Below are 14,417 nucleotides of genomic sequence, written 5' to 3'. Positions count from 1 at the left end.
GCCTTCGAGCGCCTCGTGCCCAGTGCCTGCTGCCAACTGCCTCGTGCCTCTTCTCCCTACCTCAGAAAGTCCAGCAGCGAGATCGACAGCGCCCGACTCGTGCCTGTCAATCCCGCCTGAAGCTGCGTCTGAAGGTTGGCGAAACGACTCGCGGCCTCCGCGAAATCCGTGTCCTGCACCGAACTCTTCAACGCCGCGTCCTGAATCTTCATGTCCTGCTCGCGTTCGCTCATGCGCACCACCCGCTGGGCTCGAACCCCCACGTCCGCACGGGTGCGGGCGAGGCGGTCGATGTCCCCGGACAGTTTCCCGGTTGCAAACTCGATGCCACGCTCGTCATTCGCATCCAGGGCGTCCCGAAGGGCGATCAGGTGGGCGAAGACGCTCTCCACGGCCACTGTTGCGCGATCCGAACCGGCAAGAACTGCGCCGGTCGTTGAACCGAGAATCCCCAGATCGTGAGCCGCGAAGGAGCCGTTGAGCGCCGTCACCGAGGTTGCGCCCGCCCCCACCGTGTTGTCCGTCAGGGCCAACCCGTTCCCATCGCCGACCAACCCGGCCTCGAACTCGCCGGGCACGACGATGCCGGCGTTCGCCGCCGCCGCGTTGATCGCGTCCAGTACGTCCTGCACCGTCTGCGACCCCGCCAGGTCCACGTCAAACGTGCGGCCATCCTTCAGCGTCACGCGGAAGTCCAGATCCCTCTGCGGATCGGGTAGACCCGTCACCGGGTCCACGCTGCCGGAGCGAATCTGCACGCCGCGCCCCTGGTTGAAGTCCGACAGGCGGGTGCCGGAGTCCAGCGAGCGTGCGCCCAGCTCGGTGGCGGTGGTCCCGCCGCCCACCTCGGCGATGCTCATCAATCCGCCGGAAAGCTCGTTGATGAAGTTGAGCCGATCGCCGGACGGCGCGATCTCAACACGGATGCCGATGTTCAGCGCCGCCACCGCGTTGCGGATGTCCTGGATCGTCTGCGCCCCGGAGAGGTCCAGGTCGCGCGACTGCCCCATGTTCGTGAGCCGGATTGTCCCCAGCGGTACGGTGACGCCGGTGAGCAGCGAGAGGGGCGTCAGGTCGGTCAGCACGGGGTTGAGGTCGTCGCCCGTTTCGTTGACGCCGTCCTCGAAGGCGGCGCTGGTCAGACCGAGATCCTGCGCCATCGTGCCGGCGCCCGCGTCGCCAAACGTGAGCGTGAAGCCAGCATTCAGGTCGATGTTGAGCCGATTGCCCGTGGCGGAATCGATGGTGACGCCCCCTGCGTCCAGCGCGCCCGGCTCATTGGCGTTGAGGAAATCCTCGATCAGCCGGGCCACATCGCCGATCGTTTCGGCGCCGGTCAGGTCGAGTTCGTAGTCGTTGCCGTTGACATCCAGTCGGATCGTCCCCGGCGAGACACCCAACCCGCGAGCGCCCTGCAGGTGGACCAGGCGCGTCGAGTCATCCATGCGGGGATCGAGGTCGCGGGCCCCTTCCACGCGGCTGGAGAGCGATCCGAACGCCTCGCCCCCGGAAAGCGTGATGCCGAACGGCGTGGGGTTGCCCAGGTCGGTGACCATGCCTGACCCGCTGCCCCGGTAGGCCAGCCCGGTGAGCAGCCGCTCGAACGGCGCCGTGGCGGTCCGCGAGCCGCCGAACAGGTGAACATCCTGGAAGGTGCGGTTGGCGATGCTGATCATCTCATTCAGCATGGCGTCGATGACGCGGGCCTGATTGGCGCGGGTCGTCGCATCGGAGCCGACGCCGATCTGGCTCAACCCCACCTCGCGCGCCTCCTGCATCAGGGTGGTGGCGTCGGCCAGCGCCTGATCGACCGTGCCCAGCACCGCCTCGGCGTGGGAGAGATTGCGCAGCCGCTGATCCCGTCGCTCGATGATGTCATCCAGCACGCCGACCAGCCCGGCGCCCACGGCGTTGTCGGACGGCTTGTTGATCGTCCGCCCCGTGGCCAGCTCGATCTGCGTGCGCAGCAACTGGTTGCTGGTGCGCGTGAGATTGCCCAGCATCACCTGGCTGCTCATCAGGTTCGGCACACGCGCGAGTGAGGAGGGGATGGAGGTCATGGGAAGTGGAGTGCTGAGGATTGAGGATTGAGGACGTTCCGAGTTCCGGGTTCCGATCGCCTACTGCCCAGTGTCTGATATCTCGTGCCTGCTCTCCCCTCACACCATCGCCAGCAGCGTCTGAATGCTCTCGTCGATCACGGAGATGAAACGGGCCGCCGCCTGAAACTGTCGCTGAAAGGCCATCAGGTTGATCGCTTCCTCATCGAGCGACACGCCCGAGACCGCCTGCATCTGGGCCTCGATGCTCTGACGCACCAGGCGCGTCGATTCCACCTTGGATTCCGCGGCGGCGGTCTTCACGGCCTCGGCGCTGAGCGTCTGCTGCCAGAACTCGCGCAGTGTGCGCCCGCCGAGCTGACTCACCTTCGCGTCCTGCAGCCCGGCGATGGCCAGGGCGGCGCCGTTGGAGCCATCCTCGTGGCCGCTGCCCAGCGCCAGCAGGCCGGGGTCATTCTCGAGCGCGGCGTTGACGGCGATGTCCGTCGCGTCACGCCCGGAGAAGAACGTGTTGATGCCCAGCGACGCCAGCGCTCCCGATGAATCGTCCGAGAACGAGATGCGGTAGCCGGTCGCCGCGTCGAGCGTCATGCGCCGCTCGGCGTTCAGTCCCGCGGTGACGTTGGGCACGGTCGTGTTGATCGCCGCCATCAGATCGTTGAGCGTCATGGCGTCGCCGTTCACGTCGATTCGGTGCGTGGTTCGCGCGCCGGTCTGCGCGTGCGTGACGTGAATGAGGAAACTGCCGTTCTCGATGCGGAATGGCAACTGGACGGTGGCGTGGTTCAGGTTGACCGTGGCGTCCGGAACCCGCGTCGTGCCTGTCAGCGAGGCGAAGGGCTGCTTGCCCTGTCCCTGCGAGTGCAGCCGGTTGACCTGCTCGATCAACTGACCGGCGAAGTCGTCGAGGGCGGCGAGGGCGGGTTCGATGTGCCCGGTCCGCTGCGTGAGCAGCCCGCCCACACGCCCGCCAGTCACGGTCAGCGGGCTCTGGTCCGCACTGACGCGCAGCGACGCCTTCAGATCGCCGTTGACGGCTTCGAGCCGCAGCGAGACGCCCCGGCTGCGCCCCGCCAGCATGATGGGCGTCGAGCCGACGAGCACATCCACCATGCCGTTGGGCTGCTCAATGGCGGTGACGTCGAGGTACTGCGCCAGTTCATCGACGAGCATGTCGCGCTGGTCGCGCAGGGCGTTGGCCTGCCCGCCGCCGCCCCCTTCCGCGGTGACGATCTGGGCGTTGACCTGCTCCAGGCGGTCGAGGATGCCGTTGATCTGCGTGACGGAGACATTCAGGTCGCGGTCGATCTCGTCGCGCAGCCGCGCGGTGTCGGTGCGCACCTGCACCAGCCGCTCGGCGAGGGTGGCGCCGCGCTGGATGACCAGCGAGCGCACCGCGTGATCCTGCGGGTTGTTGGCCGCCTCGGAGAAGGAGTTGAAGAACTCCGAAAGAAGCGTGGAGACGTCGTTGTCCGTCAGTTCGTTGCGGATTGACTCCAGCGCCCCCAGGAAGCGCTGGTTGATGAGCGCGGCGTTCTCGCCCGAGAGGGCGTCGCGGTAGCGGCCCTGCAGGGCGGTATCGACCTGTCGCGTGATCTGCACCAGGTCCACCCCTCGCCCGATGAACTGGTTGCGGCCGATGGGGTCGCCATGCAGCGGCGCCAGCCGCATCACCTGCCGGGAGTATCCCGGCGTGGCGGCGTTGGCCATGTTGTTGCCCGCCACCTGCAGGCCCGCCTGGCTGGTGACGATGGCCGACCGACCGATCTGGAGCGCGCCGTTGAGACTCATGGTGATTGGCTCGGAAGAAGTGCAAGAGAGCCGCGACCGTGAGGGAGCGGTCCGGTTCGGTTGGGAAGAGACGTTCCGACCGCTCCCTGACGGTCGCGGCTCGCAGACATTGCGCCGATCGCTCCTTGTCGGTCGCAACACACGAAGTGAGGACGAGATGGAAGAGTCGTCGTGGTCATGTGGTCAGGTCCACCGCGGAAAGCGACACGACGCCCGCGCCGGAACCGATCCCGGCGAGCCGCCCCTGACGCCCGTACGTCCCGGCGTTGATTCCGCCCATCGCCGCCGCCCCGACGGCCTGCATGATGCCTGTCAGGTGTGCACTGAGAGCCGCCGCCGCCTGCGCGAGGATGCCGCTGCGCCGTTTGAGTTCGGCCACATTGGCCCGCGCCTGGTCGCGGAGGGCGATGAGACGCTCACCCCTCGCGCCGCCTTCGCGATGGGCGATGTCGGTGAGGGAGAGAGGATTGAAGTTCCCGGTGCTGAGTGCTGAGTGCTGAGTTGGGTGGATCGACCGAAGCACGACTGGCGATCCGCGGTTGTGCGCTCCGCCCCCTGCTGACGGCTCGTTCCCATACGCTCCCCCCAGCGTCGCCACCAGCGCCTCACGCTCCTGGTCCAGCGCACCGTGCCTGGCGAGCAACTGCTGCTCCTCACGGGACAGTCGCTCCAGCGCGGCGGCATCCGCCCGCGCGATGGCCTCTCGCTTGCGGTCGAGCGCTTCCAGCAGTCGCCGCTGCGTCGCCACCTGCTCGACAAGGAGCCGCTCCAGCCGATCCAACGTCATGGACCACTCGCTGGCGTGCTGAGATTTCGACGCATCGTCATGCATGGATGACCTCCCCGATCAGGCCAGGGGTGGGTTCGTACCGGTTCGACAGGTCCATCACGTCATGCTGACGGCCGATGGCTGACGGCAGATGGCTTCCACGCCCCATCAGCCGCTCCGCCACCGCGTCCGTCAGCGGGAAACGGGCCGCGTGCGCGATGCGGTCGGCCAGCAGCGAATGCAGCATGGGCTGAAAGCGTCGCTCGGCGTCTCCCGGCGCGAAGGGGGCTTCGGCGAAGGTGGACTTCGACATCGACGCCAGCACCGGCTCGATGAAGGCCACCGCCACGAATGACGCCGCGGCTTCCTCGGCCCGTGCGGCCTGCGACTTCCCGGCTCTCGCGGCCGCAAGTGCGACGGAGAAGTGCTGAGTGCCGGGTGCTGCGTGCGTTCCGAGTTCCGAGTTCCGAGTTCCGAGTGAGAGTTGCTCCGACGGCCGACCGCCGACCACCTGTCGCCCAGCGCCTGGCGCCTGATGCCCCGCGCCTTCCCCCAACGGCTGGCGGCTGACGGCTGCAAGCGGCATGGTCCCGATCGTCGTCATTGCCGGATGATCTCCGCGTGAAGCGCCCCGGCGTCGCGCAACTGAAACAGCACGGCGATGCGGCTGCGGGCGGGAATGTTGAGCTGCTCCAGGGCGCGGATCAGGTCTTCCAGCCGCGCGCTGTCGCGGGCCGTCCCCTGGGTGGTGTCCATCCGCGCCCAGGTGGAGGTCATCACCTGCGGATCCTGCGGGGTCGGCTGGGGCGGCGGCGTGATCGTGGTGATTGACAGCCCATCCACCGAGATGGCCACCGGGCTGATCTGCACGTTGCCGGTGATGACAATCGAACCCACGCGCTCATTCACCACCACGCGCGCGGGGGTCTGGATGAGCGTGGGGTCGATGCGCAGGGTCATCACCGCCGCGATGAAACTGGCGGGGTTGGCCCGCTCCGCCTCCGGCAGCAGGATGCGGATGTTGCGGGCGTCCTGCACCTGGGCGATGCCGGGCTGCCCGACGGGCACGAACTCGTCGTTGATGGTGTTGGCGATGAGCGACGCCACGGCGTGCGAGGCGTACTGATCGTGCAGGACGAGCGTCATTGCCCCGCCGCTGGAGACCACGTTGGCGCGGAAGGCCCGGTCGTCCAGCACCATGCCGCCCTTGCGCACCACGCCGGAGCGTGGGTTGTCGCCCTCGATGATGATCGCGCCCTCGGCGATCGCCAGCGGCTGCAGGTCGGCGGCGTCGGGCAGCGGGAGACGCAGCATTGACGGCACGAGCCGTCCGCCCGCCAGTGACTTGGCGTTGAAGAGGGCGTCCACGGAGACGTCGATCTCATCGCCCAGCCGCGCGCCCGCGGCGGGCACGTGCATCGTCACCTGCACGATGGCGAAGGCGTTGGCGGAGGCGAGCTCCTCCAGCCCCCCCACGCCCGCGCCAAGGTTGGAGAGCAGCCGCGCCATGGGTCGGGCCGCGGCGAGGGCGTCCTTGCTCTTGTCGCCCGTGCCGTTGAGCCCGATGACAATGCCCAGCCCGGTCAGAATGTTCTTCTCATGTCCCTTGATGCGAGCCAGATCCTGCACGTCCGTCGCTCGCGCAGGTGTTGCGCCCAGCGCAAGCATCGCCGGCACAACCAGCATCTTCATCAAGGTTTTTGCGGCCTTCATGCGGACCTCCATGTCCACGCGGGGTCGGACGGAAGGAATGAAGCGAATGGCGTGCCGGGCGTGCCGGGGAGGGATGCGGAGCGAATCGCCAGCCGCCGGGGCGTGGAGCCGGCTGGCGGCTCGATCCCTCGATGCCTTGACCCTTTGTCCCTTCCCCTCCCGTACAATCGCCGCGTGTCCGGCTCTCGCCGCGTGAACATTCCGGCCGCTCCACTGGCGTGCGCGGCGGCGCTGCTTGTCGGCATGGCGATTCTCTCGACGTGGACACGAGGCGACGCGGCCATCCTGCCGCTGGTGGTGACATGCATTCCGGCGTCCCTGCTCGCGGGGCTGTGGCTGGGGGCGGCGTGGGGCTGGGGGACGCCCCTGCGCCGCTGGCTGGCGCCGGATGGTTGCGCTCGCAGCGAGGCGGGAATGCAACTGACGCTGGGCGTCGCCACGCTGCTGTGGCTGAACATGATCCTGGGTTCGCTCGGCTGGCTCACGGCGCTGGGCGGCGCGCCCGCATGGGCGCTCGTGATCGTGGGCGGGGCGATGGCGCTGGTCGGCCTGACTCGGAAACCCCTCTCGAAGAACAGGAAACCCCTGGCGGGCGGCGCGGCGACCGGAGCCGCGCCTCCCGGCGCCGCCACGCTTCGCACGTCACAATCGACCTTGTCGTCCTGGTGGCTCCTGCCCCTGGTACCCGCCGTCGCCGTACTCCTGGTGGCCGCCTGTTCCGCCCCCGGCTGGCTGTGGGCCACCGAGTTCGGCGGGTACGACGCCCTGAGCTACCACCTGCAGCTGCCCAAGGAATGGCTGGCGCTGGGCCGCATCCAGCCGCTTGAGCACAACGTCTATTCGTTCCTCCCTTCGTACGTCGAGGGCGCGTATCTGCACCTGATGGTCCTCACCGGCGACCCATTCGACGCGGCGTACGCCTGTCAGATGCTGCACGCCCTGGTCGCCATCGGGGCTGGGCTGCTGGTCGTCGGCGTCACGCGGCAGTTGCTGAACAGTCCGGCGGACCACGAAGCATCGACCAACCCATCAACTCGGGACTCGGAACCCGGAGCCGGGAACCCGCCCAGTCCTCACCCTTCAAACCTCGGCCCCCGGTGCTTCCCCCTCGCCTCCGCCATCCTGCTCGGCGTTCCCTGGGTCGTGGTCGTCGGCTCGCTGGCGTACAACGAGATGTTCGTGGTGCTGCTTCTGGCCGGGGCGATGAGCGTCACGCTTCGGCACGACCTGTGCTCGCGCCGGCACGGACTGGCGGTCGGACTGGCCCTGGGCGCGGCGTGCGGGGCCAAACTCACCGCCGCCGGGCTGGCCGTGGCGCCGATGGCCGCGTTCGTGCTCTTCCACCTTCCCAGGCGGCGCTGGCTCGCCTTCGCACTGCTGGCGGCGGCGGGCGGCTTGATCGCCCTCGCTCCCTACCTGATCCGCAACGCCCTGCATGCAGGCAACCCGGTGTTTCCGTTTCTGACCAGTGTGTTCGGCTCGGCGCATTGGACGGCGGAACAGGCGGAGGCGTGGCGGCGAGGACATTTCTCCGACGTGGGACTCAGCGGACGCATCGCCGCCCTGTGGGACCAGTTTCCGGGATTCGGCTTCGGCGATCCGCCCGCCGGCTCCGCCGATCCGTGGAAGCCGCAGTGGTCATTCTTCCCCCTGCTGCTGGTCGGCGGGTTCGCGGTGTGCCTGTGGCGCGCGGATGCTCGCCGCGCCGCCGGTTCACTGGGCGCAATGATCCTCGTGCAGATCGGCTTCTGGCTGCTGTTCACGCATCTCAAGTCGCGCTTCCTGCTGCCGGTCGTCGCGCCGGGTTCGGTGCTGGCGGCGCTGGGAGTCGCCAGCGTGCTGCGGGGTCGCTGGTTGACACGGAACGCCTCGCTCGCGCATGACGATGGAACGCGGCCGCAGCGGGCGCCGCGGCCATTCGTCACGGTCGCGTGCGGCCTGCTGGCACTGGTCTGGTGCGTCGGGCCGGTGTTCATCTTCGCGTCGGAGAAGGAAGGCGCGCCCAGCGCGTTCCTCGGTGCGGCCCGGCTCTACACCGGCGACGCCTTCACCGACGCCGAACGTCGCGCCCTGGCGGACCAGTTGCCCGCCATCGTGGTGAATCATCTGTTGCCGGGCGGATCGCGCACGCTCCTGGTGGGTGAGTCGGCTCCGTTCTATTACAACGCGAACGTCGCCTACGCCACCACATGGGACCGCGGACCAATGTCCAGCGCGGCGCGCGACCCCGCCGGATGGGCGATCGCCTTCGCTTCGCTGCGCCGACAGGGCTTCACGCACGTGCTCATCAACGCGGGCATGCTCGACCGCTGGCGCAAGTCCGGCTGGGGCGACCCGATGCTCGACCCCGACGCGCTCGTCGAGGCCGCCGAGGAGCACGCCGACCTGGTGAGCACGTTCGAGCGCGGGGCCGTGCGGCTCTATCGACTGCGGTGATCTTCGAAGCCGCGAGCACCCCGCGAGCACCCGCGGGAAGCCACGCGCCCATCGTTTCATCCCGGCAGGCGCCACCGCATCGCCACCGGCATGGGCCGACCGGGGCCGAACGTGCGCGGGCTTACCTTGAGCACGATGGCCGCCTGGCGGCGTTTGTACTCGTTGCGATCGATCACGCCCGTCCAGCGGCGCACCAGGTCCGGGGGGAAGCCCGTGGCGGCGATGATCGCCTCCTCATCCTCCTCGTGATCCACCCAGCGGCGGATGATCTCGTCCAGCACCGGGTAAGGCGGCAACGTGTCCTGATCGGTCTGATCCGGCTTCAGTTCCGCGCTGGGCGGCTTGTCGATCGACGACTGCGGAATGGGCGGCGAATCGAAACCGCACGCCGCGTGATTGGCGTTGATCCACCGCGACAAGGCCCACACCTGCGTCTTGTATACGTCACCCAGCACGGCGAGCGCGCCGCACATGTCGCCATAAAGCGTGCAGTACCCGGTGGCCAGTTCGCTCTTGTTGCCCGTGGCCAGCACCATGACGCCCGGCATGGCGTTGGAGAGGGCCATGAGGATCACGCCGCGCACACGGGCCTGGATGTTCTCGCCCACGATGCCGGGAATCAAGGATCGAGGTGCGAGGACTGAGGACTGGGGACTGACGTATTCCGTGGTCCCAGTGCCTGATGCCTGATGCCCGATGCGTTCCCCTGATCGCTGACGGCTGACGGCTGATGGTTCCCCGCCTTCCAGCATGACCTCCAACGCCGCGTGAGCGGATTCGATGGGGATTTCCACCAGTCGTCCGAGACGCAGCCGCTTCGCCAGGTCCACGGAATCCTCGATCGAGCCGGGCGAGGAGTACCGCGAGGGCATCATCACGCCGCGGACATTCCCCGGCCCCAGCGCGGCGGAGGCGAGCACGGCGGTCAGGGCCGAATCGATCCCGCCGGAGAGCCCGATGAGCGCCGTCGTCGCCCCGGTCTTGCGGAAGTAGTCGCGAATGCCCAGGACGAGGGCGGCAAAGAGTTCGTGCTCGGTGGATATGGGCGGAGCGAATACCGGGGGTTGGGTGATGCGTGCCGCGTGGCAGGACTGAGAACTGGGATCTGAGGAATGAAGGGCATGAGAGTTCCGGGTTCCGGGTTCCGGGTTCCCGGCGCCTGATGTCTCATGCCTCGCGTCGCCTCCTGACGGCTGCCGGCTGACCGCTGATGGCTGCCTTCCCCCCGCTCCCCCGCCCACTTCAAGCACCACGAAATCGCTCTCGAACGCGCGGGCTGCCGCCTGCACCTCGCCATCCGCGCCGACCACAATCGAGCGGCCGTCGAAGATCAGGTCGTCGTTCGCCCCCACCTGGTTGACCATGGCAATGGGCACTCGGAAGGTGCGGGCGATGTTCCGCAGGTGGCTGACGTGTCGCTTCCCCTTGCCCGCAACGAACGGGCTGGCGCTGAGGATCAGCAGCAGTTGCGCTCCGGCTTCCACGGCCTCCCTGACCGGATCATGCAGCGCGGCTGGAACCAGGTGCTGGCCTCCCTCCACGTCGCGGGCCTGCCAGATGTCCTCGCAGATGAGAATGCCAGCGCGCGTGCCGGCGATGTCCACCACGCGGGGAGTTCGACCCGGCTCGAAGTAGCGATCCTCGTCGAACACGTCGTAGCCGGGCAGCATTTGCTTGTCGTAGGTGGCGACGACCCGCCCGCCGCGCAGCACGCTGGCGCTGTTGGCGGCGTCCCGTCGGGCGCCGCTGACCCGCCGCGGGTGGCCCACGATGATGGCGGTCTCGATCGAGGCGGCGGCCAGGTCGCGCACCGCCCGCTCACACGCCTCCACCGCACCGTCGCGCCACAGCAGGTCGCGGGGCGGGTAGCCCAGCAGCACCATTTCCGGGCAGAGGACCGCATCCGCCCCCGCCGCGGCAGCCCGCTCGGCCGCCTCGCGCACCAGCCGGGCGTTGCCCTCGACATCGCCGACGGTCGGGTTGATCTGCGCCAGAGCCAACCGCATGGGTCGGCGATTGTAGAGAGGCAGGAGGGGATCGAGGCATCGAGTCGGTCTGGAAAAGGGGGCGGCGGTCGGCTGGATCAGAACTCGCTACTGGGAATCCTGACACCCTCGGTCCTCGGTGCCGGCATGGAGCATTCCGTCCCTCAACGCACTGCCTTGTGATCCGCGTGACCCTGCGGTATTGTGCCCGCTCACCCGCCGGGGCAGCACAGGAGGCGCTCATGCGTCGACTCGCACGTATTCTGGCCACTTCGTTCATCGCGTCCGCCGGCTTTCTCACCGGCTGCGGAGGCACCCAGTCCATGACCATCGAACGGGCCGACTTCGGCGTTGCGGACGGCCAGCCCGTCTCGCTCTACACGCTCACCAACCGGCATGGGCTGGTGGCCAGGATCACCAACTACGGCGCCATTGTGACCGAGCTGCACGTGCCCGACCGCAACGGTCGACTGGATGACGTGGTGCTCGGCTTCGACACCCTCGCCGAGTACGTCGATCACAATCCCTACTTCGGCTGCATGGCCGGCCGCTGCGCCAACCGCATCGCCAACGGGCGTTTCACGCTCGACGGGGTGACCCATCAGCTCAACACCAACAACGGCCCGCATCACCTGCACGGCGGCGTCAAGGGCTTCGACAAGGTGGTCTGGGACGCGACGCCCCGGACAACGGCCGAAGGCCCGTCGCTTCGGCTCACCTACCTCTCGCCCGACGGCGAGGAGCACTACCCCGGCAACCTGCTGGTGACGGTGACCTACACGCTCACGCACGACAACGCGCTGCGCGTGGAGACGACCGCCACCACCGACGCCCCCACGATCGTCAACATCGTGCATCACTCGTACTGGAACCTCGCCGGCCACAACTCGGGCACGATTCTCGCCCACCAGATGCAGTTGCCCGCCTCGAGCTACACGCCGGCCGACGCCACGCTGATTCCCACCGGGGTCATCGCGCCCGTGACGGGCACGCCCTTTGACTTCACGATGCCCAAGGCGATGGGCGAGGACATCGGGCAGCTGCCCGCTTCCGGCGACGACCCCGGCGGCTACGACCTCAACTACGTGGTGGATGGCGACCCCGGCGCCATGCGCCTGGCCGCCATCGTGCATGAGCCGGGCAGCGGGCGCGTGATGACCATTCACGCCGACCAGCCCGGCATCCAGTTCTACACCGGCAACTTTCTCAGCGATGTGCCGGGCAAGGACGGCGCGATCTACCCCAGGCACGGCGGATTCTGCCTGGAGACACAGAAGTTTCCCGACTCGATCAACAAGGAAGGCCGCCCCGGCTGGCCTTCCGTCATCCTGCGCCCCGGTCAGACATACCGGCACGTGATGGAGCACCGATTCTCGACGCGATGATCCGACCTGCGCCAACGTCACGGTCGGAACGGTCACGCTCAGAAACGGATCACGATCGAACCGAACACCTTGATGTCATCCCTCTCACGACCCGGGTCCACGCGTGACTGGTGTTCGTGCGCGACGCCGAGTTTGAGATCGATGCCGCTGGCCTGATCGAGCTGAATGGTCCAGTCCGCGCTGCTGACGATGCGAAACTCCCCCAGATCGCCCAGATTGGGGTAAAAGGTCGTGGTCGCGCCAAGTCGCTGTCTGGACGTGATCTGCCAGCCGAAGTCCAGTCCGAGAATCGCCTCCGGCTCGATGCCGTCATCCTCGGAACCGATCTCCCACACTGCGCCCAGACCGGCCCGGCCCATCAACCGAACCGTATCGTTCTTGATGAACTCGTAGCCCACGCCCGCGCCGCCGGTGACCCGCTGCTCCCAGGACTGAAACTCGTCATAGTCATACCGCGCCTGGGCGAAGATGAACCACCGGCTTTCTGGAAACAGCCAGTCATGCCTCCCGCCCGCGGTGAAGCGGTTGAGACGTCGGTCACCGCTTGTTTCACCGTACAGGTACGAGGTGTCCAGCGCGATTCGGGCTTCCGTCGTCTCCCGCCCGGCCAGCAAGGCCAGCCGGATGTCCGTGGTTTCCGTGTTGCCCTGCGTGCCGGTAAAACCCAGTTCAAGGGAAACCTTCCACGGCACAGGCGTCGGGGGGGGTGGGAGCGCCGGGGCCGCCTGATTCTCCGGTTCCGTCGGCGCCTCCACCCCAGGGGGCGCTGGGTCACGCGTGACTTCATCGGGGTGTTTGCCGTCACCCGGTGAATCTGGAGAACCTTCTTCCTGGCGCACGATCTGCGCGATGCTGGCGCGGGGGATGGTCAGGCGACCCAGGACCGGATGATCGACCACCACATGGTCGTCGGCCTCTTCAATGACCTGGACGTGGAGGACATCTCCATTGACCAAGTGAAGGCGATCCGGGGATACCTTTTCCGCCGTGAGCGTACAAAGTGAGAGAATGAGTGCTGCGATCACCGGTGGCGCCTCGCCGTCGTTGTGGTCTATTCGGGTTGAGGTTCGCTTTCCCTTCCAGACGAGCGCCGAACCGAAAAAGTTCCAAAGAATCTGAGGCAGATTCAGCGGGAATGTGGAACCAAATCGCTTTCTGCACGCAATACAGTAGACCCGAACAACGCCGTTGGATTCCACCGAGTCCACGGTTTCGTCGAGTTTGATTCGACCCCACTCTGCGCGTCCGCATCGGCCTCCGTGCCGATGCGGGCGTTTTCGTTTGGGTACCAATCGCGACGCTGACCGGGCGGCAACTGTGCGATATCCTCCTTCCGGAGCGAACCGCATGGACGAGTCGCAGGACATCAGCAAAGCCAGGCCCCGGAAGGAAATCTACGGGCTGGCGGACGAAGATGGCGCCGGGCGTGAACACAGGGAGCCGCCTTCGCCGGGGGGCCGCGCGCCCAGCGGAGATCGAACGGGCGTGCCGCTGGCCCCGGAGGACTGGAAGCCGGTGCTCGACGAGTCGGGGCAGATGGTGTGTCCCGACTGCGGCGCCCCCCTCCCGGGTGAGAACGAGATTCTCTGCCTTCGCTGCGGTTTCGACCTGGCCAACAATCGGCGCGTCACAACCCGCACCGGCGAGGTGGTGGTGGACGAAACGGGACGCCCGGTGGGGTCCAAGGACGAAGAGCCGCCGCCCCCGCCCAAGCCGATCTCGCCGCCGGGGCGAGGCGGCATGCCGCTCCCGGCGGTGGTCGCCGGGTGCTGCGTCCTCATCATGACCATCGCGTTTCTGATGGGAAGCAAGGGGCTCTTCGAGAGCAGCGAGGGATACTACCTCAACGCCAATCACGCCCAGTACACGCGCGACAAGGACCGTTTCACCGAACCCGCGCCGCTGATGACGCACCGCGTGGGCAAAATGATGCGCTACTACCTGTTCACGCTCATCGTCGGCGGCAGCACGCTGGCGGGCGTGACGGTCATCGCCCGACTCGACAAACGCCCGCTGGGAGACGTGAATCTGGCTCTCGTCCGATCGCTCGCCGTGGTGTCCCTGTGCGGCATCGCGCTGCTCATCAACCTCGGCGAGGGCTGGGGCTTCGCGGAGACGCTCCTGCAGTTGATCCTCATGGGCGGCATCTTCATGGTGGGCGCTCGGGGGCTCTTCGCGCTCTCCTTCCGTGAAGCCGGCGTGCTGGGCGGCATCGCCTTGGGACTCTTCCTGACGCTCATCGGACTGGCCAAGATGCTGGCCTGGGTCGTTCCGTGAT

10 protein-coding genes are annotated in these 14,417 nt (G+C 67.6%); 3 read left to right on the top strand and 7 right to left on the bottom strand.

Annotation, left to right across the window (positions count from 1 at the left end):
• Positions 1-56 precede the first annotated feature (56 nt).
• From HRU76_09490 to HRU76_09470, 5 genes are all read right to left on the bottom strand, one after another.
• Complete coding sequence (locus tag HRU76_09490) at positions 57-2,060, bottom strand: hypothetical protein (protein QOJ17802.1); 2,004 nt, start codon at positions 2,058-2,060, stop codon at positions 57-59.
• A 99-nt stretch (positions 2,061-2,159) separates the two neighbouring features.
• The gene (gene flgK / locus HRU76_09485; protein ID QOJ17801.1) at positions 2,160-3,851 is read right to left on the bottom strand and encodes a flagellar hook-associated protein FlgK; all 1,692 of its coding nucleotides are present in this window, start codon (positions 3,849-3,851) and stop codon (positions 2,160-2,162) included.
• Positions 3,852-4,026: 175 nt separating this feature from the next.
• Positions 4,027-4,683, bottom strand: coding sequence for a flagellar protein FlgN (locus HRU76_09480; protein QOJ17800.1), 657 nt, complete (start codon positions 4,681-4,683; stop codon positions 4,027-4,029).
• The gene (locus HRU76_09475; protein ID QOJ17799.1) at positions 4,676-5,206 is read right to left on the bottom strand and encodes a hypothetical protein; all 531 of its coding nucleotides are present in this window, start codon (positions 5,204-5,206) and stop codon (positions 4,676-4,678) included. The genes HRU76_09480 and HRU76_09475 overlap by 8 nt, the downstream gene beginning before the upstream one ends.
• 14 nt (positions 5,207-5,220) lie before the next feature.
• Positions 5,221-6,333, bottom strand: coding sequence for a flagellar basal body P-ring protein FlgI (locus tag HRU76_09470; GenBank protein QOJ17798.1), 1,113 nt, complete (start codon positions 6,331-6,333; stop codon positions 5,221-5,223).
• 174 nt (positions 6,334-6,507) lie between these two features.
• On the opposite strand from HRU76_09470, the gene HRU76_09465 reads away from it, so the two are divergent.
• Positions 6,508-8,769, top strand: coding sequence for a hypothetical protein (locus tag HRU76_09465; protein ID QOJ17797.1), 2,262 nt, complete (start codon positions 6,508-6,510; stop codon positions 8,767-8,769).
• Between the two features lie 56 nt (positions 8,770-8,825).
• Here the strand turns inward: HRU76_09465 and nadE are convergent, their stop codons facing one another.
• Positions 8,826-10,775, bottom strand: a complete 1,950-nt coding sequence (gene nadE, locus HRU76_09460) for an NAD(+) synthase (protein QOJ17796.1) — start codon at positions 10,773-10,775, stop codon at positions 8,826-8,828.
• Positions 10,776-11,077: 302 nt separating this feature from the next.
• Here nadE and HRU76_09455 point away from each other — a divergent pair, with 302 nt between their 5' ends.
• Positions 11,078-12,139 (top strand): galactose mutarotase, encoded by a 1,062-nt coding sequence (locus HRU76_09455; GenBank protein QOJ19156.1) that lies wholly within the window; start codon positions 11,078-11,080, stop codon positions 12,137-12,139.
• A gap of 38 nt (positions 12,140-12,177) precedes the next feature.
• Here HRU76_09455 and HRU76_09450 read toward each other — a convergent pair whose 3' ends face one another.
• Positions 12,178-13,095 carry a DUF481 domain-containing protein gene (locus HRU76_09450; protein ID QOJ17795.1) on the bottom strand — a complete coding sequence of 306 codons (918 nt, stop codon included), beginning with the start codon at positions 13,093-13,095 and terminating at the stop codon, positions 12,178-12,180.
• Between the two features lie 391 nt (positions 13,096-13,486).
• Between HRU76_09450 and HRU76_09445 the strand changes: the two genes are divergently transcribed.
• A complete protein-coding gene (locus HRU76_09445; GenBank protein ID QOJ17794.1) occupies positions 13,487-14,416 on the top strand; it encodes a hypothetical protein in 930 nt (309 codons plus the stop codon).
• Position 14,417 lies beyond the last annotated feature (1 nt).

Source organism: Phycisphaeraceae bacterium, assembly GCA_015709595.1.
Classification (GTDB): domain Bacteria; phylum Planctomycetota; class Phycisphaerae; order Phycisphaerales; family SM1A02; genus CAADGA01.
Note: the sequence above shows the minus strand (reverse complement) of the source record. Positions and strands in the feature narration are given on the sequence as shown.

Bases quoted from the DNA above. Each gene is read 5' to 3' on its own strand.
- HRU76_09490 (QOJ17802.1), bottom strand. From the start codon at position 2,060: ATGACCTCCATCCCCTCCTCACTCGCGCGTGTGCCGAACCTGATGAGC.
- flgK (QOJ17801.1), bottom strand. From the start codon at position 3,851: ATGAGTCTCAACGGCGCGCTCCAGATCGGTCGGTCGGCCATCGTCACC.
- HRU76_09480 (QOJ17800.1), bottom strand. From the start codon at position 4,683: ATGCATGACGATGCGTCGAAATCTCAGCACGCCAGCGAGTGGTCCATG.
- HRU76_09475 (QOJ17799.1), bottom strand. From the start codon at position 5,206: ATGCCGCTTGCAGCCGTCAGCCGCCAGCCGTTGGGGGAAGGCGCGGGG.
- HRU76_09470 (QOJ17798.1), bottom strand. From the start codon at position 6,333: ATGAAGGCCGCAAAAACCTTGATGAAGATGCTGGTTGTGCCGGCGATG.
- nadE (QOJ17796.1), bottom strand. From the start codon at position 10,775: ATGCGGTTGGCTCTGGCGCAGATCAACCCGACCGTCGGCGATGTCGAG.
- HRU76_09455 (QOJ19156.1), top strand. From the start codon at position 11,078: ATGACCATCGAACGGGCCGACTTCGGCGTTGCGGACGGCCAGCCCGTC.
- HRU76_09445 (QOJ17794.1), top strand. From the start codon at position 13,487: ATGGACGAGTCGCAGGACATCAGCAAAGCCAGGCCCCGGAAGGAAATC.